A 25114-nucleotide genomic window follows, 5' to 3' on the forward strand; every position below is an offset into this window, starting at 1 on the left:
TTTCCGCCCCGTCCTGACGAAGCGAGACCGCAATCCGGCATTGTTCGAGTATTCGTACGTCAACATCAATATGTCGAATGACTTCGCGAACGTGCACCACCACAGTTAAGTCCCCACGGTCCTACTGGACAACTTGAAGGCAAGCCATCTTGCGCTTGCGCTGCGGAGGGTATTACCCAAACGCTCCCCTTGGACCGCGACTGCCAGTACGTGGGTCCGAAATGCAGGCCATGTCGAACCGACTCTTATCAAAACTTGTAGCCGCGGTGAAGTGCGACGACACTCGCGGTCAGGTTAAAATACTCCACCCGGTCAAACCCGGCCTGTTGCATTAACTGTTTTAATTCTTCCTGAGAGGGATGCACCCGGATGGATTCGGCCAGATAGCGATAGCTCTCGCTATCCTGGGCGATGAGCTTGCCCATGGCGGGGAGGACATTGAATGAGTAAAGATCGTAGAAACGCTGCAATGGTTTCCATACCTTCGAGAATTCGAGCACGATGAGGCGCCCGCCAGGGCGAAGGACACGCAACATTTCCCCAAGCGCGACGTCCTTGTGAGTCATGTTTCTGAGCCCAAACGCAACGCTTATGCAATCAAAATAGTCGTCGGGGAACGGCAGCTTTTCGGCATCGCATTGTGCGACCGATACAGCCGCGCCTTCGTCCAGCAACCGGTCACGGCCTATCGTAAGCATGGAATTATTTATGTCAGTAAGCCAGACCTCGCCGGAGCCGCCGACCTGCTCCCAAAATAACGTGCTGAGATCCCCGGTACCGCCAGCAATGTCCAGCACCCGCTCACCTTTTTTAACTCCGCTTGCCTCGATCGCGAAGCGCTTCCACAAACGGTGCATGCCGGCAGACATCAGGTCATTCATCAGGTTATAGCGCTCGGCTACTGAATCGAAAACACCGGCCACCCGGCGGGCTTTCTCTGTTTCAGCAACGGTATTAAACCCGAAATGCGTAGTCTTAGTCATGAACGCCCAGTCTTATGTCAAGAAAGAATGCACAAATTATCATATCGATGAAGTTACCACGTGCTTTGTTTCTCGAAGATGGAACGCCGGCAAACGGCGCGCCTACCTGACCGCACCCGCCGCTTCCATCCGCCTCAAATAGTGTTGCCACATCTCGTCTTGGCGTAAACCATAATCGTAAAGTAAATCCCAGGAATACAGTCCGGTATTATGGCCATCGGAAAAATTAAGCTGAATCGCGTAATTGCCGACAGGTTCGATATGGTTGATATTCACTTCCTTCTTGCCGGTTTGCAGCGTTTCCTGTCCCGCACCATGGCCTTTCACCTCAGCGGAAGGGGAATAGACACGTAAAAACTCGCATGGAAATCGAAAAGTTTGACCGTCGCTGAAAGAAATCTCCAAAATTCTCGATTTTCGGTGCAGTTTTATTTCAACAGGATTAGGAGTACCTTTATTCAGTCCTGCCATTCTCGGTTTCCTCGGCCGTTTCCTCGTTCGCGAACCGCGCATGATAAACCAGCACGGACAAAACCGAAACCCTGAGGAAGTTCAAGCCATCGCAAACTCGTTCAACTCATCGAACAATGCCAGCTTTCGCGAGCTGATACTTATCGGCCCGGGCCATGCTCATGTCCTGCTGCTGCGGAAGTTCGGCGACAACCCCCTGGGGAATGTTCACGTGACGCTGATAAGCGACGTCGAGCATGCGGCTTATTCGGGGATGCTGCCGGGTCATATCAGCGGCATCTACACCCGCGATGAAATGATGATAGACCTGCGCCGCCTGTGCCATTTCGCAGGTGCCCGCTTCATTCACTCGGAAGCACGCGGAATCGATTTGAAGCGAAAACAGATCCTCGTCGACTTCAACCCTCCAACGTTGACTGCTGACGCAGTCTCCATCAATGTCGGCGGCACATCATGCGTGGCAGGCGTAGCCGGTGCGGAAGCATGGGCAATTCCATCCAAACCCGTTCCGGAATTGCTGAGCGGATGGGCACGTGTCGAAGCAGCAGCACACTCGAAACAGAGTTTGCGAATCGTTGTCGTGGGCGGGGGCGCAGGCGGAGTGGAATTGGCACTAGCCATGCATTCGCGGCTGGGAGACAACGGAGCGTTTACCGTTATTCATGCCGGTTCGCATCTGCTGCCGGGATACCATCCGCGAACGCGACGTATTGCCGCCGAGGTTCTGGGCATCCGCAAGGTGTCCGTCATCACGGACCGCCGAGTGGTGGAGGTCATGCCGGATAGCGTTCGCCTTGATACCGGAAAAACCATTGCCGCCGACTTCGTCTTTTGGGCCGCGCAAGCCGCGCCTCCCGCGTGGCTGGCTGAAAGCGGACTGGAAACCACGATTGAAGGCTTCGTTCGAGTCACCCCCACACTTCAGACAATAAGCCATCATTGGATCTTTGCAGCGGGGGATGTGGCTGCCATCGAAAATCGGAGACTGCCGAAGTCCGGTGTCTTCGCGGTGCGCATGGCTAAACCGCTGGAGCGCAACCTGCGCGCTTATTTCGCGGGCGCGCCGCTGGGGGCCTATAAAACGCAACGCCACAGTCTTAGCCTTATCGGCACCGCGGATGGACGCGCCATTGCGTCATACGGGCCCTTGGCCGGCCACTCTGCGCTTTTCTGGCGATTGAAAGACTGGATCGATCGTCGCTTCATGAAGCAGTTCACAGGGCTTACCCGATAGTCCTACTCAGGGAAATGCCGGTATGATAGGTTCGGTCCCTTCAATATCCACTTCCGGCAAATGTTGTTTTATCTTCGCCTCGATCTCAGCAACGCGGTTTTTTGGCACATCAGCCAACACCAGTAGATGTCCTGACTCGATAGCCTGTTCGAACTGCTTGATCCTGGAACTGGGCGTGCTGACCCCTATCAGACTCCCGGCCCATGCACCTACTCCCGCGCCGACCAGCGCGCTCCCCAGCAAAACCCCGCCGGCAATTACCGTGGAAGCAGGAGGAAGCGCGACTGCAACCAGTCCCGCAAGCGCGCCGGCCGATCCGCCCACTGCGAGCCCACGTTCTACCGCCGGGACAAAATCGCTTTTTTGAAGCAGGTTCGCCTCAGGCAGATCCTCCAGTTCCGTGCCGCGCTTGGCGACCACATGAATGTGCCGCTCCTCGATTCGAGCCAACAGCAGGTCGTCGACTATACGTTTAGTGGTCTCAATATCGGGGGAAAGAAAATAGATTCGTCTCATCATGACCTCCTTAAAAACATTAACAGGCAAATCAAGGCAGAGATTCAAACCGGCCTACTTCATCATAGACGCGTTGTACGAAAAAGCCAACCTCGTCGGTGTCCACTGAGCTTTTGGCCCAAAACATGCTTTTCCCCGTTCCGGCTCTCGGTACGGCAATCGCCAGAAGAAGACGTAAAAAAGCTTCCGCCGGATCGGCACAGAAGCGGCATCATTTGTAAATTGCCCGATTGATAAGCATACTATTCGGAAGCACAACAGAGAGCAGAGAGGACTCAATGAAGGATATGATAAAAACGCGTGCCGCGGTCGCCTGGGGCCCCGGGCAGCGTTTGGCTATCGAAGAAGTTGACCTGGTGCCGCCGCAGCGAGGCGAAGTGCTGGTACGCATCGTCGCCACCGGCGTCTGTCATACCGATGCGTTCACGTTATCGGGCAAAGATCCCGAGGGCAAATTTCCCACTATTCTTGGTCACGAGGGTGGCGGTATTGTCGAGGCTGTAGGGGAAGGCGTCGCTACGGTCGCCCCGGGTGATCATGTCATTCCGCTCTATACTCCGGAATGCGGCAAATGCAAATTCTGCAAATCCGGCAAAACCAATCTATGCCAGGCAATCCGCGCCACGCAGGGGCAAGGGCTGATGCCCGACGGCACCACACGCTTTTTTAAAGACGGGCAACCCATCTATCATTACATGGGCACCTCAACCTTTTCAGAATACACAGTCATACCCGAGATTGCGCTCGCCAAAATCAACAAGGAAGCGCCGCTGGAAAAAGTATGCCTGCTCGGCTGCGGTGTGACCACCGGCATGGGCGCGGTGGCCAACACGGCGAAAGTAAAAGCGGGCGACACCATAGCCGTCTTCGGCCTGGGTGGCATCGGTCTGGCGGTAATCATCGGCGCGGTAATCGCCAAGGCCGGGCGCATCGTTGCCATCGACCTCAATCCCGGGAAATTCGAGATCGCGCGTAAACTTGGCGCGACCGATGTGGTCAACCCGGCAGATCACGACCGACCCATACAGGATGTCATCATTGAGATGACAGGAGGCGGAGTGGATTTCTCCTTTGAATGCATCGGCAATGTCAAAGTGATGCGCTCCGCTCTGGAGTGCTGTCACAAGGGCTGGGGGGAATCGGTGATCATAGGCGTGGCCGGCGCGGGCGAAGAGATCTGCACACGCCCCTTCCAGCTTGTGACGGGACGTGTCTGGCGAGGCTCGGCGTTTGGCGGGGTAAAGGGTCGAACCCAACTGCCAGGCTATGTGCAACGCTATCTTGATGGGGAGTTCGAACTCGATACCTTCATCACTCACACCTTCGAGCTGGGCGACATCAATAAAGCATTTGATCTCATGCACGAGGGGAAGTCTATCCGCTCGGTTATCCATTTCGACAAACAAGCCCGATAATAGGCGGAATCAGAACTGGAACGGGATTCAGACTATGCAAGTACTGCAAGTTCTCTCAACCCAGCGCTCATTTGAGGGCTCGCAAGAGCGCTATCGTCACTTCTCAACCGCGCTGAATTGCGAAATGAATTTCTCGGTTTATCTTCCGCCCCGCAGTGGAAGCAAGCTGCCGGTACTTTACTGGTTATCGGGATTAACCTGTACCGACGAGAATTTCACCAATAAGGCGGGGGCGCAGCGCGTGGCTGCAGAACTCGGCATCATGCTGGTCGTCCCCGACACCAGTCCCCGTGGGGAAGGCGTGGCGGATGCCGAGAATGCGTATGATCTGGGGGTGGGCGCGGGATTTTACGTGAATGCGACCCAGGAACCATGGAGCCGCCACTACCGCATGTACGACTATATCGTCGACGAACTCCCGTCTGTGATCGAGGGCTCTTTTCCGACCAGCAACTGTCGTTCGATCAGCGGGCATTCGATGGGCGGACACGGCGCACTGGTCATAGCCCTACGCAACCCCCACCGCTATCGCGCAGTCTCCGCCTTTTCACCCATCGCCAACCCGACCAACAGCCCGTGGGGGAAAAAAGCATTCAGCCATTATTTGGGCAGCGATATCGAAAGGTGGCGGGACTATGACGCGACATTACTCATCGAGACGGCGGACCGATCCCAGCAACTACCAATATTGATCGACCAGGGCGACGCCGACGAATTCCTGGCCGAGCAACTTAAGCCTGAACGATTCATCGCCGCTTCCGAGGCAGCGAATTATCCTGTGCAGTTCAATATGCGTGCGGGCTACGATCACAGTTATTTTTTTATCAGTACCTTCATCGAAAGCCATCTGCGTTTTCACGCCGAAGCGCTTCGGAGGTGATTCACTTCACGCGGATACGGGTCCCGCTTACTGATAACGTCCTTTGTCCCCAAACAAGGTGGGAATGTTCGCGGTGAGTATCCGTTGAATAATGCGCATAAATCGGGTTCTGTCACTCACCCTTCATAATTACTCATTTTTGAGGTAGCGCATAGCTTCACTACTGGCTCTCAGCACAAAGAACGCGGTTGCAACCTCACTGCCGATCAGAATTCGGGTAGGGTGACGCATGCGGTTCCATTCATAGGCTCGGTAAGGATGGCTGCCTCTGCCTTCCCCCGTCGCCTGGCTCAGAACCTTCAGGCCAGCAGCAATTACTCCGTCATGTCTCGGCTCATATTCCAGCAGCGCGAGCGCAGATACTGCCAAGGCGGCATCGAAGGCGTTGAGGGAATACCCGATTAACTCATCCTTGCAATACTGCTGAGCAATCTTGCGCATGTCTTCAATTTTTTTGTCAGGGTCAAGGATACGTTTATCTATATCAGTGAGTGTCGTGTAAGTCCGATACATACGCCTCAAATAATAGACATACATTTCCGGCAAATAATATTTGAGGGCCGTTTCATGGTGAAAATTACCGCTTACGAAGGCTCGATAATGAAAATCAAGCAACCGCTGTAAAAAGACCAGGTTTTCACCCTCTAAAGCCAACCATTGTTTCCGGTTAACAAGAATGGCGTCTAGAATGTCCATGTTGTGACCGGGGCAAATCTCATTACCTAATACTTCCCTGATCATCCTGCCGTCTTCGTTCTTGAACGTTTTATCAAACCATATCGGCACGGCACCCTCGTAATCCAACGGGCGGGTGATCTGAATGGTGGGTGGATTCGAGTTGTATTTGCCTCCTACCTGGTACTCACCAATAATTTTCACCCAAGGGTAAGCCAAAAGCGACTCACAACTTTCGAGAAGCCCTCCGTCCACGGCCAACTGCTCCCTCTGCACAAAGTCAAGCCACTTTCTCGCCATCGCTAACGTGAGAAAGGTTGTATCCGTATCCGGAACGTAATCGCCGAATCCCAGGTTCCGTTTCTTTTGCAGGGCTTCTTCGGACAGCCGACAAAGAGGTCTCCCCTCTTCATCTTTCGGCAAGCACGTAATAGCTGGGTGCCGAATGAGATTATTCGGTGTTTCGAGCCACTCTCGACTGCTACACACACAATAACGCAGTAGATTTTCGAGAATCGGGATAATGCGAGGATAATGCTGGCGTCGCGAAGCCTCCAAGCTTAAAAACACAAGCAGATGTTCGAAAAAATTGACATCTGAAAACGCGATTCTGTGCCAGATCCAGGCAAAGGACGTTGACATAGGCTCGCAAATCCCACGATAAGGCCTGCGGATGAGCCTGAGTCTGGCGGGGTTCGTCATTAGAAAGCATCGTATTAGCGCAAATAACAACGAAATGTTTTTATATTCGAAGGAGCCTACCCCCTGTAGTACGTTGATAAAATTTTTACCATCCATATGGTCATCGCCCGACAGCTCGACCTGCGCAGCAACTGGAAACCAGGGATCATTCTTATCTTTATCCCAAATCCGTAAAATGTCTTGTAGACAGTTATCGATCATCTTCTGCATTTCTGTTTGAGTCGGTTCGCTGTGGACTCGCTCAGTCTTTTCGCGTTTCTGCCAACGAGGGCTTTCGATGCCATCAAGAAGTCGACTCAAGGGACGAAAGGTTGTTTCGATCCATAGGGGATCGTGCCAGTTGTCAATGCTAGCCTGCATGGCTTTACGCATCATCTCCTGATAATGGGATACTTCTGTTGCCCCTATAGCAGGATGACGACAACCATTAAGGATCACGTACTTTAGAAAGGGATGGCCCGCTAGATCTCTGTATATGGCTCTAAGATTGCGTCCCGCCGGGGTAACACACTCTCCGTCAAGGATCGGCTGATCACAGATGTCATAGAGGTTCGCGTGTCTTGTCATAGCTTTTCGTTCCTTTATAACAATGTCCCCGCATAGTGCGGATTGAACAAGTCGTTAAACAAGTACTGACAATGAACTGACCGCTTCAGACTGATTGCGGTTTGGATATGTATAAACGCCGGAACCCGAGGAATTTTTGATAAGGGAACCCGGATTTATTCCTCATATTTTTCCTAAGCAGAATTGCATCAGAGTCGTCTCTATATTAGTAAATCTCCAGACCCATTGATCTCTCGATCAGGCTTCGATGTTTTTTGTTTAGTGGAATATTAGAAAAAGTCTCTCGATAGGACCACTGGCATAGGAAAACTGACAAGTAGGTGGATGATTTACGTTAGAAGGGGGCTAGCCGCACGAGCGACGATGCGATCCGCCGCTCTGCGCATAAATTCCTTCTTTTTAGCTTTCAGGTCGCCTTGCTTATGGGGCGGCAAACGCCCCTCCCCCTCCTGTATAATTATTTCTTTTTGGAATAACGCCATGGAAGCGGAACAACTCAACGCGATCGTAAACCAGCTCGATGATCTCGATCACCGGGCCGTGGAATTGCGGAGGTATCTTTGACTTCGATAGCAAACAGACGCGGCTGAACGAACTCACCCGGCTGACCGAAGACCCCGCCATCTGGGAGGACAATAAGCGCGCCCAGGAACTGGGCCGGGAAAAGAAGGCGCTGGAGAGTATCGTTGTTACATTGGAAACAGTCGGACGGCAACTGCACGATGCGCGAGACTTGTTCGAGATGGCTCGGGAAGAGGATGACGACGCCGCACTGCTGAGTATCGAACGCGATATCGGGCAACTGGAAAAGACCGTGGCGGATATGGAATTCCGTCGGATGTTCTCCAGCCCGATGGATCCCAATAATTGCTTCGTGGACATTCAGTCCGGCTCTGGCGGCACCGAGGCACAGGACTGGGCAGCAATGCTGGAACGCATGTATCTGCGCTATAGCGAACGCCGCGGTTATAGTGTAGAAATAATGGAAGAGTCGCCGGGGGAAGTTGCGGGTATCAAAAGCGTAAGTCTCAAGATATCCGGGGAGTATGCCTATGGCTACCTTCGCACTGAGACCGGCGTGCACCGCCTGGTGCGGAAGTCCCCGTTCGATTCCGGAAATCGCCGCCATACTTCCTTTGCCAGCGTATTTGTTTACCCCGAAGCGGATGAGACGATAGACATTGAAATCAACCCAGCGGATCTCCGCGTGGATACCTTCCGGGCGTCGGGCGCCGGAGGCCAGCATATCAACAAAACCGATTCGGCTGTTCGAATCACCCACAACCCCTCCGGGATTGTAGTGCAATGCCAAAGCGGCCGTTCGCAACACCGCAACCGGGCAGACGCAATGGCGATGTTGAAATCGCGCCTGTATGAGGCCGAATTGCGCAAGCGCAATGAAGAGAAGCAGGCGGTCGAAGACAATAAAACCGACATCGGCTGGGGCCACCAGATCCGTTCTTACGTGCTGGACCAGTCACGCATCAAGGACTTGCGAACCGGAGTCGAAACCGGCAATACGCAGGCTGTACTTGATGGGGCGTTGGACGATTTCATTGCCGCGAGTTTGAAACAAGGCATATAAATAAGACATAAAAGGAGAGCCGAACGTGGCAGATGACGCCTTGGAAAAAAATCCGGATGAAACACTCGATCGGCTTCACGTAGAAATCAAGCTTGTCGAAGAGCGCCGCGCCAAACTTGCAGCGCTGCGTCAAGCGGGCAATGCTTTTCCCAACGACTTTCGCCGCGATGATCTTGCGCAGGATCTCCACCGGGAATATGGGGATTATTCCAACGAAATGCTGGAAGAGGCGCCTCGGACTGTCAGCGTGGCCGGCCGCATGGTATTGAAGCGGGTCATGGGGAAGGCGAGCTTCGCCACGATTCAAGACATGAGCAGCCGCATTCAACTCTATATCGCGATTGATTTAGCCGGGGCGGAGACACAGGCGGCGTTCAAGCATTATGACCTCGGCGATATTCTCGGGGCTCAGGGCACACTGTTCAGAACCAGAACCGGCGAGCTATCCGTGCGAGTGACCAGCCTTCGGTTGCTGACAAAATCGCTGCGCCCACTCCCGGAAAAATTTCATGGCCTGGCCGATCAGGAACAGAAATATCGCCAGCGTTATCTCGACCTCATCACCAACGAGAATAGCCGCAACGTTTTTATCGCCCGCTCACGCATTATTCAGTCCATCCGTGAGTCTCTGGTCGCGCGCGGTTACCTGGAAGTCGAGACGCCGATGATGCATCCCATCCCCGGTGGCGCGGCGGCGCGTCCTTTTGTCACGCACCATAACGCGCTGGATATGGAATTGTACCTCCGCATCGCGCCGGAACTTTATTTGAAGCGGCTTGTTATCGGCGGTATGGAGCGGATATTCGAAATCAACCGCAGCTTCAGGAACGAAGGCATTTCGACGCGGCATAATCCCGAGTTTACGATGCTGGAATTCTACGAAGCCTATCGGGACTACGCCTACTTGATGGATTTAACCGAAGCCATGCTGCGGGAAATTGCTCTCAAGGTGTCGGGCACCACGAGAATCGTCTATCAGGGCCGCGAAATTAATCTTGCGCAGCCCTTTGGGCGGCTTACCATTACTCAGGCTATCCGGAAGTTTCACCCCGATATAACCGATGTGCAACTCGCCGATCGTGCCTTCGTGATTGCCAAGCTAAAGTCGCTGGGTGTCGCGTATAAACCGGAGGACGGTATTGGCGCCCTGCAGCTCACCTTGTTTGATGAAACCACCGAGCATTTACTGTTTGAGCCGGTTTTTATTATCGATTATCCGGCCGAGGTCTCCCCCCTAGCACGGCGCAACGACTTGAATCCCGCTATAACCGACCGGTTTGAGCTCTATATTGCCGGACGCGAAATCGCCAATGGTTTTTCTGAACTGAACGACCCGGAGGATCAGGCTGCACGCTTCCGGGAACAGGCCAGCGCCAAGGAGGCTGGTGATGAGGAGGCGATGCATTACGACGGCGATTATATCCGAGCGCTGGAATACGGCCTGCCTCCCACAGCTGGCGAAGGCATCGGCATCGACCGGCTCGTCATGCTTTTTACCGATAGTCCGAGTATTCGCGATGTGATTCTGTTTCCGCAACTGCGACCGGAAGACTAATCCGTCAGATCCTCCGGCGGAAGCCATTTTGGTCTCGATATATATATTGGATCATTCGCATTCTCCGGAAATCCTGCCTCGGTATAAATAGGGCGGTCATTGTTTTGTGACGGAAGAGGATGAGATAACGCATCTCCCTCAACACGCCCCATCGGGCCGATCACGGCCTTCAAAAATCCTGCCTGACGTGTGCGCGGCCGTTGGTACGGCATGCACAGGAGGGTTCCAACGGTTCAAATCGTCATCACGTTGCCCCTCTACCCTGACGTACCTCTTCTACCATTCCCGTAGCAACACAACGAAATTCCTTGCCTCAAGCAGGTAGCGCCTTCCCAGAACACATACTCTATGGGGGTATTGACATATACCCTATTGGGGTATATATTAAAAGCAAAGCTTCTAATGGAATTTCCTTAATTCGATAGCAGGAGTTGCTGAATCCAGGCTCCGGGACTTGCGAGGAACAAATTCCGCGAGGGGATTTCCTGAAGACAGTCTGTGGTTCGGCCAAAAGGATGCGACGATGAATAAATCCACACATCTGAAGATCAAAGGCATGCATTGCACGGGGTGCGAGGAAACTATCGAGAATGCAATCGTTGGTTTGCCGGGAGTGCAGAAAGTAAAAGCGGATTATGTCAAGCAGACGGTTGATGTCGAGTTCAACAGCAAGCTCATCGGCGATGCCGGGATTCGCCTTGCGATCGAAGAAAAGGGATACGAGTTCGAAGGCGCAGCCACGTCCCCACTGGGCAATCTGCGAAGCGCGTTCATTTTCCTGCTCTTCCTGCTGGTAGTGGGTGGTATTACGGTCTGGGGCAAGAGCATGATCCCCGGCCTGGTAGGAGAGATGAGCCCCAATCTCGGCCACGCCATGTTGTCTTCCATCGGATTTTTTACCGGTTTTCATTGCATCGGCATGTGCGGTGGGTTTGTCGTCGGCTATGCATCCGTGGGTGGGCCGCAATCTGTTGCTTCCACCGCGACGCGCCATCTGATGTATGCCACGGGCAAGACGGCCTCTTACGCCGCTATTGGAGGCACTTTGGGTTTACTCGGCTCAGTCGTGACCTTTACCCCGTACATGCGAGGTGTCATCAGTATTGCAGCCAGCATTTTTGTAATAATTTATGGCCTGAAAATGCTGGATGTATTTTCGGCCCTACGGGGTTTCACCCTGCGCTTGCCTCACTTCGTGACGAAAGGGGTGGCGAATGAGCTTCGGGACCAGCGCAACCCGCTGGTAATCGGGTTGTTGAACGGTTTCATGCTGGGCTGCGGTCCCTTACAGGCCATGTATATCACCGCCGCCGGCACGGGCAGCCCCCAGGAGGGAGCGACGATGCTGTTCTTCTTTGGCCTCGGTACGCTTATACCACTCATGAGCTTCGGCTTGATCGCCAGTAGCGTCCCTCGCCGTATCCTGCGCCAACTGGTGCTCGCGTCAGCGGTCCTCGTTATTGCCATGGGCTTGATGATGGCGGATCGTGGATTAAAATTGACTGGCTCCGGTTACGACTTCAACTCGCTGACATCCCCCTCGCAGCAGCTCAGGCCAGTGAATGGGCCCGCACATGGACCCCGTGACAAGCCCGCGAATAATTACCTTGAATCATCTGCATCAGGCAACACGATGCGGTAGCGACGAGCGAAACCCCAACAAGACTAACTTGCCGGTTATTCATTTTCTTTCAAGAGATTGATCACGCATGAACTCATTCGCGTTAAAACAAATAGAGCTGCCGATCGAGGGCATGACTTGTGCCGCATGCGCAGCACGTATCGAAAGAAACCTGAATAAACTCCCTGGCGTGCGCGCGGCTGTCAATTTTGCCAATGAGAAAGCACGGATTGAGTTTGACGCTACCGCAACTCTCCCCGAAGACTTGGTGCGTTCGATCGAAAAAGCGGGATTCCAGGTTGTGCCTCAATCCGTACAGCTGCAAATCACCGGGATGACGTGTATCGCCTGCAGTGGCCGTATCGAAAAGGCGCTGAACGCACTGCCGGGAGTCACTGCGACCGTCAACCTCGCCACTGAGATTGCCCACGCGCGTTTCAACCCTGGCGCCGCATCAGTGGAAGATCTGATCGCGGCGGTTACCCGAACCGGTTTTGGCGCGACCGAAATCAGCGAAGCCAGCCATGCCGAAGAGAAAGCGCGCAGGCGTGCCAATTACCAGGTGGAGCTCCGCATGTTCTGGATTTCGGCTGCGCTGAGCCTCCCCTTAATGCTTCAGATGATCCCCATGTTCTGGGGCGACCATATGGAACTGCCGCGGGGCCTGCAGTTGCTGCTGGCGACGCCGGTCCAGTTCTGGGTGGGAAGACGCTTCTATATCGGCGCGTGGAATGCGTTGCGCGGGGGCGGCGCCAACATGGATGTCCTGGTGGCGCTGGGTACCAGCATGGCATATTTGTTCAGCGCGGCAGTGACGTTGCTGGGGCTGGATCAACATGTCTATTTCGAAGCAAGCACGGCCATCATCACACTGGTGCTGCTGGGCAAATTGATGGAAGCCCGCGCTAAAAGCAAGACTTCCGCAGCGATCGAGGAACTCGTCAAACTGCAACCCAAGACTGCTCGGGTAGAGCGTAACGGCGAGATAATCGAAGTGGAGGTAATCACGCTCAAGGTCGGGGACGTTTTTATCGTTCGCCCGGGCGAGAGCTTGCCGGTGGACGGCATCGTCATTGAAGGCGCCTCCAGTGTAGATGAGGCAATGTTGACCGGCGAAAGCATGCCCATTGCGAAGCGAGCAGATGCGAAAGTCTATGCAGCCACGGTAAATCAGCAGGGGTTGCTCAAGTGCCGCGCCACCGGCGTCGGCGCTCATACCCAGCTTGCTGCGATTATTCGCCTGATTGAGGAAGCTCAAGGCTCCAAGGCCCCGATCCAGCGGCTCGCCGATACTGTTTCCGGAGTATTCGTGCCGGTGGTAGTTTCCCTGAGCGTGCTGACCCTGCTCCTCACATGGGGGCTGGCAGGTGATTTCGTTCCCGCCCTCATCAACGCCGTGGCGGTACTGGTCATTGCCTGCCCCTGCGCATTAGGACTGGCGACGCCAACTGCAATCATGGTCGGAGTGGGGCGTGGCGCGCAGGCCGGAGTGCTGGTGAAAAACGCCGCGGCGCTGGAGCAGGCTGAAAAAATTCGGGTTCTGATCCTGGATAAGACCGGCACGCTAACGGAAGGGAGGCCCGCAGTAACGAATATCGTGCCGGCGGGATCAATTACGGAGCGCGAGCTGATGGAGGTTGCGGTTAGTCTCGAACAGGGATCGGAACATCCCCTGGCGAAAGCGGTAATGGAGCGGGCCAGCAGCGCAGGGATACGGCCGCGGGCAGTGAGCAATTTCAGAGCAATTGCTGGCAGCGGTATTACGGCGGGTATTGATGACGTCGAATACATGCTCGGCTCGCCCCGCTTTGCGAGAGAACATGGCGCGCACGTTGATGAAGAACTAATAGCTGTTCTTCAGGCCGAGGGTAAAACGGTCGTGTGCCTTTCCGAGGTAAACACTGCAAATGCGCCCACAACTGAAATTCTCGGCTATCTCGCCATTGCCGACCGGGTGAGGAGCACTTCCGCGCAAGCGGTAGCGCGACTGCAGGCAATGGGCATTGAAGTCATCATGCTGACCGGAGACAATCGCGCCACCGCAGCAGCTATCGCCCGGCAAACCGGCATCACGGAATATCGTGCCGAGGTGCTGCCCAGGGATAAGGCCGCAGAAGTACGCAAGATGAAGGAAAACGGAAAATTTACGGGCATGGTTGGCGACGGAATCAACGATGCGCCCGCCCTGGCCGCCGCCGATGTGAGCTTTGCCATAGGGGCAGGTTCAGATGTGGCAATTCAAGCCGCCGATATTACCCTCATGCGCGACGACCTGATGAGTGTGGCTGACGCCATCTCCCTCTCTCGCGCCACGCTTGGGAAAATCCGGCAGAACCTTTTTTTTGCTTTTATCTACAACGTGCTGGGCATACCGCTGGCGGCGGCAGGCTTACTCAGCCCCGTGATCGCCGGCGCGGCGATGGCAATGAGTTCAGTATCGGTAGTTAGCAACTCGTTGCTGCTGAAACGGTGGCGGACGGCGCCTGAGCCCGCTGTTGAGCAATCGATTTAACTTAACCGGAAAGGAGTCATGAAAATGCAAACAGAAATCATAAAAGTCAACGGAATGACCTGCATGGGTTGTGTCAACAGCGTGAAGAACGTGCTGGAGAAGATACCCGGTGTCAGCAGCGCGGATGTTTCTCTCGAACAGAAACAGGCAAAAATCGCCTACGACGGTGCAATAACCCATACCGATCAGTTAAAGAATGCGATCAAGGAGGCCGGTTTTGAAGTCGTCGGCTGACAAGAAGCCCTGCCATGCACCCGATATGGTGGTGCAACCGGACAAGGAAGCGTTGATAAAACGCCTCAATCGGATCGAGGGTCAGGTGCGTGGGGTGGCAAAGATGATTACCGAGGATCGTTATTGCGTGGATATCCTGAACCAGGTATCTGCGCTTCAGTCCGCGCTTGACGCCGTGGCGATGCGGTTGCTCGAAAACCATACTCATGGCTGCATGCAGGGGGCAATCAAGTCGGGCAAGGGAGACGAAGCGATCGATGAATTGATGATGGTGGTGCGGAAATTCGCCCGTTAGCGACGGGTATTCCATATACATTTCCACCAATACAAGTACATTTCTATGCCCCTGAAAAGAACAGCACGAACGAAGGTCTCATGAAACGACTCTTTCTGACCGCTCTTTTGTTTATCGCGCATCCCGCTGGCGCAGCGGAAACACTCACGGCCAGCGCTCCCGACACCGTGGAGGAACGGGTGAAGCCCTGTATCGTCTGCCATGGTCCGGAAGATAAAAAGGGAAGAGATGCGTACTACCCGCGTATCGCGGGCAAGCCTGAAGGTTATCTTTTCAACCAGTTGCGTAATTTCCGCGATGGCAAGCGACACTATCAACCCATGGCCCTGCTGCTGGAAGGCTTGCCCGACCCATATCTGCGGGAAATGGCGGCGTACTTCGCTTCCCTGAAACAGGCCTTTCCTCCACCCGAGCCGATGAGGGCCTCGTCCGCGGAAATCGAGCTCGCTCGAAAGCTTGTGACCCGGGGTGATCCCAGCCGCAAAATCCCTGCGTGCGTTGAGTGCCACGGTAAGGACCTGATGGGGACACCGCCTTTTATTCCTGGCTTACTCGGACTGCCCCGCGTCTACCTAATTGCCCAATTCGGCAACTGGCAGCATGGCGGTCTGATGCGGGGGCAGACTCCCGACTGTATGTCGGAAATTGCGAAACAGCTCACTACTAACGAGGCGAGCATTATTGCGGAGTGGCTGGCGGCGCAACCCGTGTCCGAAGCCCGGTTTAAGCGCGAGGAACCCGCGCCAACGCTTCCCGATGAACTGGCAAGGCGTTGCGCGAGCATCGTCCTGCAATCCGGGCTTCCACAATGAAACATATTGCCATCGCCGCTGCGCTTGCCGGACTCTTGGGTATCGGCCTGTTCCTGGCATCCGCTGATACGTCGTCCAGGATCGAAGAGAGCGAAAAATCGCCGATAGCGAAGGCGGATGACACGGCGGCAAGACAGTCCCTGCAAGCACGGGGCGCCTATCTCGCGCACGTCGGTAACTGCATGGGATGCCACACGACGCAGGGTGGCCGCCCGTACGCGGGAGGACATCGCCTCGTCACCTCCATCGGCACGTTCATCACGCCAAACATTACACCCGATTCGGAAACCGGGATTGGGCAGTGGAATGAAAATGACTTATGGCGGGCGCTGCACGATGGTAAAGGACGCCACGGCACCCCGTTGTATCCGGCTTTCCCCTACACGGAGTACACCAAAGTAACCCGCGAAGACTCCAATGCTATTTTCGCCTACCTCCAGTCCCTCACCCCCGTTCAGCGGAAAAATCCGCCGAGCCAGATCCGCTTTCCGTTCAGTCTCCGCCCGCTCATTTATATCTGGCGCGCCCTTTACTTTGACCCCGGCGCTTATCAGCCCGATTTGAAGAAAAATGATGAATGGAACCGGGGAGCATATCTGGTGCAAGGGCTTGGACATTGCAATGCTTGTCACACAACCCGCAATCCGTTGGGTGGGAGCCAGGGTGGGCTATTGGGAGGGGGGCAACTCATGGGTACCAACTGGTACGCGCCGTCCCTGACCTCGCTCCAGGAAGGCAGCACCTCAGACTGGCCGATCCAGGACATTGTTCAGTTGCTTAAAACAGGGTTGTCACCCCGCGCTGCCACTGCCGGCCCGATGGCCGATGTTGTCACCCAAAGTCTTCAGCATTTGAAGGAGGATGACGCCCGTGCCATGGCGGCGTATCTGAAATCGTTGCCCGCGGGCGATCCACGATCACGCGGGGTGGCACCTCCCCTCACCGAGGAGGTCGATAAGCTTCTTGCGCGAGGCGGGGAGATCTACAAAACACTTTGCGAAGATTGCCATGGCAACCTGGGGCAAGGCAGGCCGAACGCTTATCCGGCGTTGGCGGGAAACCGCGGAGTCACGCTGGCGTCGCCGACGAACGCGATTCGCAGCATTCTCTATGGTGGATATGCGCCCGTCACGGCAAGCAATCCACGTCCTTATGGCATGCCGCCATTCGCGCAGATCTTGCATGACGAAGAGATCGCTCTTGTTTTGTCGTACATCCGGAACGCATGGGGAAACCGCGGCAGCCTGGTTACAGCAATTGAAGTAGACCGAAGCCGGAAGGGTGCGCAATAAATACCGTGCCCAAGATGCCGGGCAAGGGAATAACGTCAAACCGAGCATTTAGCCCGGGAAAGTGATACAAGCTGTTTTGATGACTTGGGGACCGTTAATGGCAGCGGGGGTCCCAGGCAAAACGGGGCTAGGACAGTAGAAGAGGCCTGGGGTTTGTCCTGCCGGAGAGATGGGACTCATGTTGGGTTGACTTGATCGACTGTCTATCGAGAGAGTCCTTAAGCGTGAAGAAAAGCTACCCGCAATATCCATTATCCTGAAACCAGGTCATCGCGTCCTCAAGCGCCTCCGCCGCAGGCCGATATCGATACCCCAGTTCACGTACGGCCTTGTCACTGGAGTAAAACATTTTTTTTCGCGCCATGCGCAGGCTATCCATCGTCGCGCGCGGCTCGATCTGCGTAACCATAGCCATTTTTTCCATCAGCCACGCGGCTGGAAGGATCAGCTTCACGGGAAGGCTGAACCGTTTCGTCTGCTTGCCGCGAATCTGATCGATCATCTGGAGTATTTCCAATAACGTCATGTTTTCGCCGCCCAGTATATAGCGTTGCCCCGGTTTTCCATGCGCATGAGCCAGCAGATGGCCATGCGCAACGTCATCAGCATGGGCTATATTCAAACCTGTATTTACATATGCCGGCATCCGGTCACATAACGTATCCACCACGATACGGCCTGTTGGCGTAGGTCTGATATCTCGAGGCCCGATGGGCGTAGAAGGGTTCACGATAACCAGCGGCAGTCTATGCTCATCAGTCATCTGCTGAACAACTTGCTCGGCCATGAATTTGGAACGCTTGTAGTGTCCAGTCATGGATAAAAGACTCGAGGGCGTCTCCTCGGTGGCCGGGATGCCATCCTGATTTATTCCTAGCGTTGCCACGCTGCTGGTGTATATCATCCTTTTTACTCCGGCTTCGGCCGCCGCGAGTATCAATGCCTGAGTTCCCTTTACGTTGATCTCGTACATCGTTTCCGGGTTTGGAACCCAGAGGCGATAATCGGCGGCAACGTGGAACAAGCTATCACAGCCCGTCACCGCCCGCTTCAAAGATGGAGCGGATCGCAAATCTCCTTCGGAGAGTTCGACAGGCAACTTGTGGAGATTGCGCCGGTCGCTGCCCGGTCTTACCAGGCACCGCACTTCATGTCCGGCGTTTAGTAAACACCTTGCAACGGCCGAACCGACAAATCCATTTGCGCCCGTAACCAGTGCTTTCATCAACTTGATCCTTTTTCAGCTCCGGCTTCGTGTGAAAGAATCTGTGACGCGAAGCGACGATTGAACTTCGCATTGTGGTAGTGGTACACAGTTTTCACATCCTGGATTATAGAACCAGAGACAGAGCAGAGCTCAGCAATAGGTCAGTCAGACCATTGGAAGAGACGATATGTCGCCACATCCTGCACGCCAAACGGATGCCGGCCCGGCGCTTACATGCCCCGCGCCGCAAGGTGCTTCTCTACATCCTCTTTGCTGAAACCCAGCGCAGCGGCCACGCGATCCGCGTGGCTCACCCGCGAAACTCCAGGGATCAGACGATAGGTTGGGCCCTGGGACAGAAACTCGCCCTGCAGGTACCGCCCGATGCCCCTGTCCTGCAGGCGCTCACACAGCTCGTGGTTATGTGTCACCAGCAATGTGCTTGCCCCCAGCTGGTAGAAGCCTGCAAGGACATACTCCGACAGTTCCATTTTCTCCTCAAATGTCGTTCCCTCCGAAAGCTCATCCAGCACGACAAGGCTGCGTGCTGTTGAGCTGAAGAAAATTTCGCGCGTGCGTTTCAGTTCATGGGCAAAACGTCCCATCCCCTCGTCCAGGTGCCCGGGATCGGGCACCTGGTAGAAAATATGTTCCGCCAATACCATACGCGCGGTCGCGGCGGGAATATAGCAGCCGATCTGGCCAAGCAGCTGAATCTGGGCCACGGTCTTGCAGTAGGCTGTCTTGCCGCCGCTATTGGGTCCGGTGATGACTAGCAGCCGTCCCGCATCATCCAGTTCGATATCGTTAGGCACATAGTTGGGATTGGCCCAGGCAAGCAGAGGGTTTCTGGCTTCGGTGGCACTAAGGGAATGGCGCTCGCCTTCCATTATTTCCGGAAGTGTCATCTTCCCGCTGAAGGCATGGGAATAACGATGAAAAGACAGGATTTCGTCGATCATGCCCATTGTTTCAAGCAACCGCGCCAACTCGGGACTATGCCTGAACAACTTTCGCAACGGATAGATGACAGAGTCACGGTCTGAGGAGGCGATTGCAATCAAGATGACCGGAAGAATGGGTACTGCCAGCACAAGTATCCCATAACCCAGATATGCGATGCCAAAACCGGCCAGTAAACCCTGGAAAAAATAAAGGCCTGCGACCACCGCTGCCAGGATCAAAAAGATCGGCAGAGGCTTGAACATCGACGGCCGGAAGCGTGGAATCGGCAAATAGTGGGGTTTCTCTTCGCCCGTCTTGAATTTTCCCTCTACTACATAAACGGGACCGCGTATCAGTGAATACATACGCGACGTACCGAAGTCGCGAATCGCTTTGAACAAGTCGCGCAAATATTCGCTCCGCGGCTGTGGCAAGGCCTGCGCCATCTCGACCAGATCAACGACGAAGCCGGTTCCATCGATGAACTGGTGATAGCCGTAGCCACTGAATTCCATTTCATCTTTTTTACCAACTCCGGAACTATCAATAGCAAGACCGCCGGTAAACGTCCCGTAGAGCAATTGGTACAAGGACTGCTCTCCCCGCGCCATTTCGTCGATAAAATTCCGTAGCGCGTCCCGAAGGGCGAGGTCGGACTCGAGCTCCCGTAGCGCCTCCTGTTTTTTCCGCGCTACTGCCGCCTCCGTCCCTGGCCGGGCCAGCGAGCGGTAAAGAACCGACTGCCCCGCATGGGTAACGGCGTGATTGAGCGAGTCGAACAGCTGATCGGTCTCTATCGCGTCGAATGTCTTGGCGTCGAGTATACCCTCGTCAGATTCCGCCGGACGGGTGTCGCGGACACCGGCCAACCGGTCGCCGCGCGACAGGAGAAATGGCTGATTCCAGTATGAATCGGGTAAGGCTGCCTCTTTCATGATCGGCCCTTGCTCGTATCATGCCGCCATCCCGGTGAAACTGAAATGGCGCAGCGGCGACACGCAATCTCTTGTTTGAAAATCTAACACTCAACCCATTACGCGTCAACGACAGCGAGGTCCGATCTGAATAAGCTTCGCCAAGGCACTTGCACGACCTTGTATTCCAGAAGGAGGAGCCTATCGCAGCAACAGATTGTTGATCTCTCTTAAGTCTTCTTCATCCAATTCGCCCGCCTCCGCCTTCAACCTCAATCTTGACATGACAAAGTTGTAGCGCGCCTGGGCCAGGTCGCGTCTTGCGGTATAAAACAATTGCTGTGCATTCAGTACATCCACTTCCGTTCTAACGCCCACTTCCTGTCCGAGCTTGGTGGAGTCTACTTGGCTCTGGGTAGATATCAACGCCTGTTTCAGCGCTTTTACCTGAGCCATTCCGTTGGTGACATTCAAATACTGCTGGCTTACCTGCAGGACGTTGTTGCGCCGGGTATTGTTCAGATCCTGAAACACCTTCTCCTGCGTCGCCAACGCTTCCCGTACACGCGACTGGGTGGCGAAGCCCTGAAATATCGGAAAACTAACCTGAACGCCTATTTCTTTTGAGGTCAAGTCTATCGGACGTCCGGTAATAGTACCCCCGACACCTTTCTGGTCGCTATATATTGCTACCAGATCCACGGTTGGATAGTGCCCAGCCTTGGCTCGCTCCACGTCCTGTTTGGCAATTTCGTACACTGCCTGTTGAACTTTGAACGCAAGGTTATTCTGCTCCGCCACCGTGATCCATTCCTGCATAGTTTGGTACTTCAGCGTCAACAGGTCAGAAGTATCTTCAGTGGGGCGTCGAAGATAATCCGGCATACGGCCTATAATTTGTTGCAAGTTGCGTTTCCGTATCTCCAGGTCATTCCTGGCAGCAATTTCCTGCGAGTGTATGAAATCGAAACGCGCCTGGGCTTCATGCGTATCCACGATAGTAGCTGTGCCGACCTGGAAGTTGCGCTTGGCCTGCTCCAACTGCTCGCCAATTGCCTTCAGCTGAGCTTGCGCCGCCTCCAGATTTACTTCTGCCACCAGGATATCGAAATACGCCTGCGCCACGCGCAGAATCAAGTCTTGCGCGGCAATGATGAACTGAGAATCCGCCTGCGCAACCTGAAGCTTGGATTGTTCATAAACCGCGAAATTCTCCTTTCGGAAAATTGGCTGGGTTGCGGTGAGGGTCAGGCTCTGGTTATCAATGACCACGCTTGACGGGCGAATGACGGCTCCCACGCTAATCCCGAGCTGATTCGGGTTCTCGATGTCAATAAATTGCCGCCGCCGCACAAACCCGAGTGTGACGGTGGGTAGCAAGCCAGCCCGGCCCTGCGGTAACTTTTCCTGCGCGGCCTCATGCGCGTGACGCGCAGAGCTGTACAGCGCATCCTGCTCCAGCGCCTCACGATAGATTTCCATGAGATCGGAAGCACATACCGGAGCATGCAAAACGGCTCCCATTAGCAGTGCACAGATGTATTGCGGAGCTTTCACGGTAATACCAAATATCTTGAGCTACGGGACGATGCGAGCATTGGAGGTTTAGGTCGCGTCTGGGCAGCGGGCGCCCGTACCGACGCGCCATTCGTAAAGCCAGCCGGGAACGTCAAAAAGTAAATCTCGTCGGCTGTTGTGCGTTTCTTAGAGGAGTAATACAAGTCTCAAACAAACCAACTGTGTTGTAAGCGCCGGGTGCGCCTTCTTTTTCCTGTACCAGGCAAGTGACAAGCGCAGCCTGCATTACCGGGGCATCACCTACTACCGCAAACATGCGCCCACCGGCCCGGAGACTCTTCTGAAATGCCTCGGGCAAAACCGGGGTGGAGCCTGTGAGCACAATGACGTCATAAGGTCCGTGCCGGGGCCAGCCCAGCGCGCCGTCTCCATTTTCAACCAGGACATTGGCAATACCATGAGCCTGAAGGTTTTTTTCTGCCATGGCCTTCAGTTCCGGCACAATTTCCACGCTATGAACATACTCCCCTTTTTTGGCCAGCAGCGCGGCCAGATAACCACTACCGCTACCCACCTCTAAAATCTTGTCCGTTTTTTTTACCTGCAATTCCTGCAGGATGCGCGCTTCCAGCTTGGGAGCGAGCATCACCTCACCGTATCCGAGCGGGATTTCCATATCTACAAATGCGAGAGAACGGTAGGCTGGCGGAACAAACTCCTCTCGCCGCAGTTCGAACAGTAATTTGAGAACTTCCTGATCCAGCACGTCCCATGGACGAATCTGCTGCTCCACCATGTTAAACCGGGTTTGTTCGAGATCCATGTCCAGCCCTATAAAATGTCATCATAGACTTGCAATTATTCCATATTTCCATTAGCTTCACAGCAGCAGCTAGGGGTCCGCTTCCGAATGCGGGAGTTGGTGAGACAGTCCCTCAATACCTGACACGGATAATGCCGCCGTAGGGAAGCTGGGATTTTGTCGTCCCGCTCCTTCATGGCACATGGCACTCAAAGGAGCGTAACATGAATGCAACAGTTTTAGACGCCTCGCACCTCCCTTCGGCGTTTTCAAGCAAGACCGCCCGCGTGGACGAAGGAGCGGTCAGACCGTTACCCAATTCTCGCAAAGTTTATGTGGACGGCTCCCGTCCTGATATCCGTGTTCCAATGCGGGAAATCAGCCAGTCCGAAACTCCCGCCAGCATGGGGGCGGAAGAAAATCCGCCTATTTATGTTTACGACACTTCCGGCCCTTACACGGACCCGGCAATAAATATCGATATACGGTCGGGCTTGGCCCCGTTGCGCGAAAGATGGATAGATGAGCGCCAGGATACCGAAAAACTCTCCGGTCCGGCTTCGGCCTATGGCAGACAACGCATTGCGGATCCCAAGCTCGCCGAAATGCGTTTTGATTTAAGACGCCTGCCCCGTTGTGGTAAGGCAGGGGCAAACGTCACGCAGATGCACTATGCTCGTCGGGGCATCATTACCCCCGAAATGGAGTTCGTGGCCATACGCGAGAATCAACGCAGCGAACAATTCATTGCTGAACGGCGCGAATTACTGACTCGTCAGCACCCGGGCCATGATTTTGGCGCCTTTCTACCCCAGCATATCACTCCGGAATTCGTGCGCGACGAGGTGGCCCGTGGCCGCGCGATTATTCCTGCGAACATCAACCACCCTGAATCCGAGCCGATGATCATCGGGCGCAATTTTCTGGTGAAAATCAATGCCAACATTGGCAACTCCGCGTTAGGTTCAAGCATTCAGGAAGAAGTGGAAAAGATGACCTGGGCCATCCGCTGGGGCGGAGATACCGTGATGGACCTTTCAACCGGCAAGAATATTCACGAAACCCGTGAGTGGATCATTCGCAACAGTCCCGTGCCCATTGGCACCGTTCCAATCTACCAGGCGCTGGAGAAGGTAAATGGAAAAGCGGAAGACCTTACCTGGGAGATTTTCCGAGACACACTGATTGAACAGGCTGAGCAGGGAGTTGACTACTTCACGATCCATGCGGGGGTCCGGCTCGCTTACGTTCCAATGACGGCAAAGCGCTTGACCGGAATTGTTTCGCGCGGCGGCTCGATCATGGCAAAGTGGTGTCTCGCTCACCACCGGGAAAGCTTTCTCTACACCCGCTTCGAGGAAATTTGCGAACTCATGAAAGCCTATGACGTCAGCTTTTCTCTAGGTGACGGACTTCGTCCAGGTTCAATTTATGACGCCAACGATGAAGCCCAATTCGCGGAACTGAAGACGCTCGGTGAATTGACCCAGATCGCGTGGAAGCATGACGTACAAGTGATGATTGAAGGGCCCGGCCATGTGCCCATGCACCTTATCAAGGAAAACATGGATCTGCAGTTGAAACACTGCGCGGAAGCGCCCTTCTATACATTGGGCCCATTGACCACGGACATTGCGCCAGGCTACGACCACATCACATCCGCTATTGGCGCGGCCATGATCGGCTGGTACGGCACTGCCATGCTCTGTTACGTTACACCTAAGGAACACCTGGGCCTGCCCGATAAAGATGATGTGAAGGACGGCATTATCACTTATAAAATTGCAGCACATGCGGCGGATCTGGCCAAAGGGCACCCCGGCGCGCAAATTCGCGATAATGCGCTCTCCAAGGCCCGGTTTGAGTTTCGCTGGGCTGACCAATTCAACCTGAGCCTCGACCCGGATAAAGCAAAGCAATTCCATGACGAGACCTTGCCGCAGGAGGGCGCAAAGCTCGCGCATTTCTGTTCCATGTGCGGCCCCCACTTCTGCTCGATGAAGATAACCCAGGATGTGCGCGACTTCGCCGCGAGCCAGGGAGTAAGCGAGCAGGAAGCGCTGAAAAAAGGCATGGAAGAGAAATCAATGGAATTTGCGGCTAAAGGCGGAGAAATTTACGGCAAGGCTTAACCAGCAACTGGCCCGAAACAACAGCAAGCGTCCCGTAATGTAAATGCATGGTTCGCGGGATGCTACATACCCGTGAACGCCAGCACACTGTGATCGTGATCGAAGTCCCCTGCACCTCGTTGGTCGTGCCCGGTTATTCGCAGTCATTTCATCGCCATCGCTTGATAGAGTATCCTGTTGGCAGTTGGGTGTAAGAAGCGTCGTTTAACAGGTATTCTTGAGCCTGAAGCAGGGTTCGATGCGATAA

At 54.6% G+C, this 25114-nt stretch carries 20 protein-coding genes and 1 riboswitch; of the genes, 12 read left to right on the forward strand and 8 right to left on the reverse strand.

From position 1 onward, the window contains the following. Positions 1 to 248: 248 nt before the first annotated feature. Both ubiE and R5L00_RS04275 read right to left on the reverse strand, forming a co-directional pair. A complete protein-coding gene (gene ubiE / locus R5L00_RS04270) occupies positions 249 to 983 on the reverse strand; it encodes a bifunctional demethylmenaquinone methyltransferase/2-methoxy-6-polyprenyl-1,4-benzoquinol methylase UbiE (RefSeq protein WP_107692104.1) in 735 nt (244 codons plus the stop codon). A gap of 102 nt (positions 984 to 1085) precedes the next feature. Beyond that, positions 1086 to 1454: a gamma-butyrobetaine hydroxylase-like domain-containing protein gene (locus tag R5L00_RS04275; protein WP_107692103.1), complete on the reverse strand. Its 369-nt coding sequence runs from the start codon at positions 1452 to 1454 to the stop codon at positions 1086 to 1088. A 40-nt stretch (positions 1455 to 1494) separates the two neighbouring features. On the opposite strand from R5L00_RS04275, the gene R5L00_RS04280 reads away from it, so the two are divergent. Beyond that, positions 1495 to 2688 (forward strand): FAD-dependent oxidoreductase, encoded by a 1194-nt coding sequence (locus R5L00_RS04280; RefSeq protein ID WP_317653514.1) that lies wholly within the window; start codon positions 1495 to 1497, stop codon positions 2686 to 2688. 6 nt (positions 2689 to 2694) lie between these two features. Here R5L00_RS04280 and R5L00_RS04285 read toward each other — a convergent pair whose 3' ends face one another. Beyond that, on the reverse strand, positions 2695 to 3204 hold the full coding sequence (locus R5L00_RS04285; protein WP_107692101.1) for a DUF1269 domain-containing protein: 510 nt from the start codon (positions 3202 to 3204) through the stop codon (positions 2695 to 2697). A gap of 287 nt (positions 3205 to 3491) precedes the next feature. Between R5L00_RS04285 and R5L00_RS04290 the strand changes: the two genes are divergently transcribed. Further along, positions 3492 to 4619 carry an S-(hydroxymethyl)glutathione dehydrogenase/class III alcohol dehydrogenase gene (locus tag R5L00_RS04290; RefSeq protein WP_411555604.1) on the forward strand — a complete coding sequence of 376 codons (1128 nt, stop codon included), beginning with the start codon at positions 3492 to 3494 and terminating at the stop codon, positions 4617 to 4619. A 43-nt stretch (positions 4620 to 4662) separates the two neighbouring features. Continuing rightward, positions 4663 to 5499, forward strand: a complete 837-nt coding sequence (gene fghA, locus R5L00_RS04295) for an S-formylglutathione hydrolase (RefSeq protein WP_411555605.1) — start codon at positions 4663 to 4665, stop codon at positions 5497 to 5499. 129 nt (positions 5500 to 5628) lie between these two features. Here the strand turns inward: fghA and R5L00_RS04300 are convergent, their stop codons facing one another. Continuing rightward, positions 5629 to 7443, reverse strand: coding sequence for a hypothetical protein (locus R5L00_RS04300; RefSeq protein WP_317653516.1), 1815 nt, complete (start codon positions 7441 to 7443; stop codon positions 5629 to 5631). Positions 7444 to 7923: 480 nt separating this feature from the next. Here R5L00_RS04300 and prfB point away from each other — a divergent pair. The 8 genes from prfB to R5L00_RS04340 all read left to right on the forward strand — a co-directional run bounded on the left by prfB (position 7924) and on the right by R5L00_RS04340 (position 17349). Next, positions 7924 to 9028 (forward strand): peptide chain release factor 2 gene (gene prfB, locus R5L00_RS04305; RefSeq protein WP_146164511.1). Its coding sequence is split into 2 segments (ribosomal slippage): positions 7924 to 8004 and positions 8006 to 9028, totalling 1104 coding nucleotides; the frame shifts between segments, so codons are not numbered across the junction. A 25-nt stretch (positions 9029 to 9053) separates the two neighbouring features. Continuing rightward, positions 9054 to 10583 carry a lysine--tRNA ligase gene (gene lysS, locus R5L00_RS04310; RefSeq protein ID WP_317653517.1) on the forward strand — a complete coding sequence of 510 codons (1530 nt, stop codon included), beginning with the start codon at positions 9054 to 9056 and terminating at the stop codon, positions 10581 to 10583. A 523-nt stretch (positions 10584 to 11106) separates the two neighbouring features. Then, positions 11107 to 12225, forward strand: a complete 1119-nt coding sequence (locus R5L00_RS04315) for a sulfite exporter TauE/SafE family protein (protein WP_317653518.1) — start codon at positions 11107 to 11109, stop codon at positions 12223 to 12225. Positions 12226 to 12292: 67 nt separating this feature from the next. Beyond that, positions 12293 to 14716 (forward strand): heavy metal translocating P-type ATPase, encoded by a 2424-nt coding sequence (locus tag R5L00_RS04320; protein ID WP_317653519.1) that lies wholly within the window; start codon positions 12293 to 12295, stop codon positions 14714 to 14716. 18 nt (positions 14717 to 14734) lie between these two features. Further along, a complete protein-coding gene (locus tag R5L00_RS04325) occupies positions 14735 to 14950 on the forward strand; it encodes a heavy-metal-associated domain-containing protein (protein WP_258192465.1) in 216 nt (71 codons plus the stop codon). Then, positions 14934 to 15245, forward strand: a complete 312-nt coding sequence (locus tag R5L00_RS04330) for a metal-sensitive transcriptional regulator (RefSeq protein ID WP_308811255.1) — start codon at positions 14934 to 14936, stop codon at positions 15243 to 15245. The genes R5L00_RS04325 and R5L00_RS04330 overlap by 17 nt, the downstream gene beginning before the upstream one ends. A gap of 80 nt (positions 15246 to 15325) precedes the next feature. Beyond that, entirely contained in the window at positions 15326 to 16057 is a 732-nt protein-coding gene (locus R5L00_RS04335) for a cytochrome c4 (RefSeq protein ID WP_317653521.1), read from the forward strand. After that, a complete protein-coding gene (locus R5L00_RS04340; protein ID WP_317653522.1) occupies positions 16054 to 17349 on the forward strand; it encodes a cytochrome c in 1296 nt (431 codons plus the stop codon). Before R5L00_RS04335 ends, R5L00_RS04340 begins: the two co-directional genes overlap by 4 nt. A gap of 235 nt (positions 17350 to 17584) precedes the next feature. On the opposite strand, the gene hpnA is transcribed toward R5L00_RS04340, so the two are convergent. The 4 genes from hpnA to R5L00_RS04360 all read right to left on the reverse strand — a co-directional run bounded on the left by hpnA (position 17585) and on the right by R5L00_RS04360 (position 22756). Continuing rightward, a complete protein-coding gene (gene hpnA, locus R5L00_RS04345; protein ID WP_107692091.1) occupies positions 17585 to 18574 on the reverse strand; it encodes a hopanoid-associated sugar epimerase in 990 nt (329 codons plus the stop codon). A gap of 212 nt (positions 18575 to 18786) precedes the next feature. Beyond that, positions 18787 to 20436, reverse strand: a complete 1650-nt coding sequence (locus R5L00_RS04350) for a MutS-related protein (RefSeq protein WP_317653523.1) — start codon at positions 20434 to 20436, stop codon at positions 18787 to 18789. 180 nt (positions 20437 to 20616) lie between these two features. Then, positions 20617 to 21897, reverse strand: a complete 1281-nt coding sequence (locus tag R5L00_RS04355) for a TolC family outer membrane protein (protein ID WP_317653524.1) — start codon at positions 21895 to 21897, stop codon at positions 20617 to 20619. 187 nt (positions 21898 to 22084) lie between these two features. Then, positions 22085 to 22756: a protein-L-isoaspartate O-methyltransferase gene (locus R5L00_RS04360; protein ID WP_317653525.1), complete on the reverse strand. Its 672-nt coding sequence runs from the start codon at positions 22754 to 22756 to the stop codon at positions 22085 to 22087. A gap of 61 nt (positions 22757 to 22817) precedes the next feature. Beyond that, positions 22818 to 22919: riboswitch (TPP riboswitch) on the forward strand. A 40-nt stretch (positions 22920 to 22959) separates the two neighbouring features. On the opposite strand from R5L00_RS04360, the gene thiC reads away from it, so the two are divergent. Next, positions 22960 to 24867: a phosphomethylpyrimidine synthase ThiC gene (gene thiC, locus R5L00_RS04365; RefSeq protein WP_317653526.1), complete on the forward strand. Its 1908-nt coding sequence runs from the start codon at positions 22960 to 22962 to the stop codon at positions 24865 to 24867. Positions 24868 to 25114: the final 247 nt, after the last annotated feature.

Origin of the sequence: Nitrosospira sp. Is2, assembly GCF_033095785.1 — a bacterium.
GTDB lineage: Bacteria > Pseudomonadota > Gammaproteobacteria > Burkholderiales > Nitrosomonadaceae > Nitrosospira.

What these genes read in the sequence shown, in the direction of transcription:
- ubiE (WP_107692104.1), bottom strand. Translation starts at nt 983, where the DNA reads ATGACTAAGACTACGCATTTCGGGTTTAATACCGTTGCTGAAACAGAG.
- R5L00_RS04275 (WP_107692103.1), bottom strand. Translation starts at nt 1,454, where the DNA reads ATGGCAGGACTGAATAAAGGTACTCCTAATCCTGTTGAAATAAAACTG.
- R5L00_RS04280 (WP_317653514.1), top strand. Translation starts at nt 1,495, where the DNA reads ATGATAAACCAGCACGGACAAAACCGAAACCCTGAGGAAGTTCAAGCC.
- R5L00_RS04285 (WP_107692101.1), bottom strand. Translation starts at nt 3,204, where the DNA reads ATGAGACGAATCTATTTTCTTTCCCCCGATATTGAGACCACTAAACGT.
- R5L00_RS04290 (WP_411555604.1), top strand. Translation starts at nt 3,492, where the DNA reads ATGATAAAAACGCGTGCCGCGGTCGCCTGGGGCCCCGGGCAGCGTTTG.
- R5L00_RS04300 (WP_317653516.1), bottom strand. Translation starts at nt 7,443, where the DNA reads ATGACAAGACACGCGAACCTCTATGACATCTGTGATCAGCCGATCCTT.
- R5L00_RS04315 (WP_317653518.1), top strand. Translation starts at nt 11,107, where the DNA reads ATGAATAAATCCACACATCTGAAGATCAAAGGCATGCATTGCACGGGG.
- R5L00_RS04320 (WP_317653519.1), top strand. Translation starts at nt 12,293, where the DNA reads ATGAACTCATTCGCGTTAAAACAAATAGAGCTGCCGATCGAGGGCATG.
- R5L00_RS04325 (WP_258192465.1), top strand. Translation starts at nt 14,735, where the DNA reads ATGAAAATGCAAACAGAAATCATAAAAGTCAACGGAATGACCTGCATG.
- R5L00_RS04335 (WP_317653521.1), top strand. Translation starts at nt 15,326, where the DNA reads ATGAAACGACTCTTTCTGACCGCTCTTTTGTTTATCGCGCATCCCGCT.
- R5L00_RS04340 (WP_317653522.1), top strand. Translation starts at nt 16,054, where the DNA reads ATGAAACATATTGCCATCGCCGCTGCGCTTGCCGGACTCTTGGGTATC.
- hpnA (WP_107692091.1), bottom strand. Translation starts at nt 18,574, where the DNA reads ATGAAAGCACTGGTTACGGGCGCAAATGGATTTGTCGGTTCGGCCGTT.
- R5L00_RS04350 (WP_317653523.1), bottom strand. Translation starts at nt 20,436, where the DNA reads ATGAAAGAGGCAGCCTTACCCGATTCATACTGGAATCAGCCATTTCTC.
- R5L00_RS04355 (WP_317653524.1), bottom strand. Translation starts at nt 21,897, where the DNA reads ATGGAAATCTATCGTGAGGCGCTGGAGCAGGATGCGCTGTACAGCTCT.
- R5L00_RS04360 (WP_317653525.1), bottom strand. Translation starts at nt 22,756, where the DNA reads ATGGATCTCGAACAAACCCGGTTTAACATGGTGGAGCAGCAGATTCGT.
- thiC (WP_317653526.1), top strand. Translation starts at nt 22,960, where the DNA reads ATGAATGCAACAGTTTTAGACGCCTCGCACCTCCCTTCGGCGTTTTCA.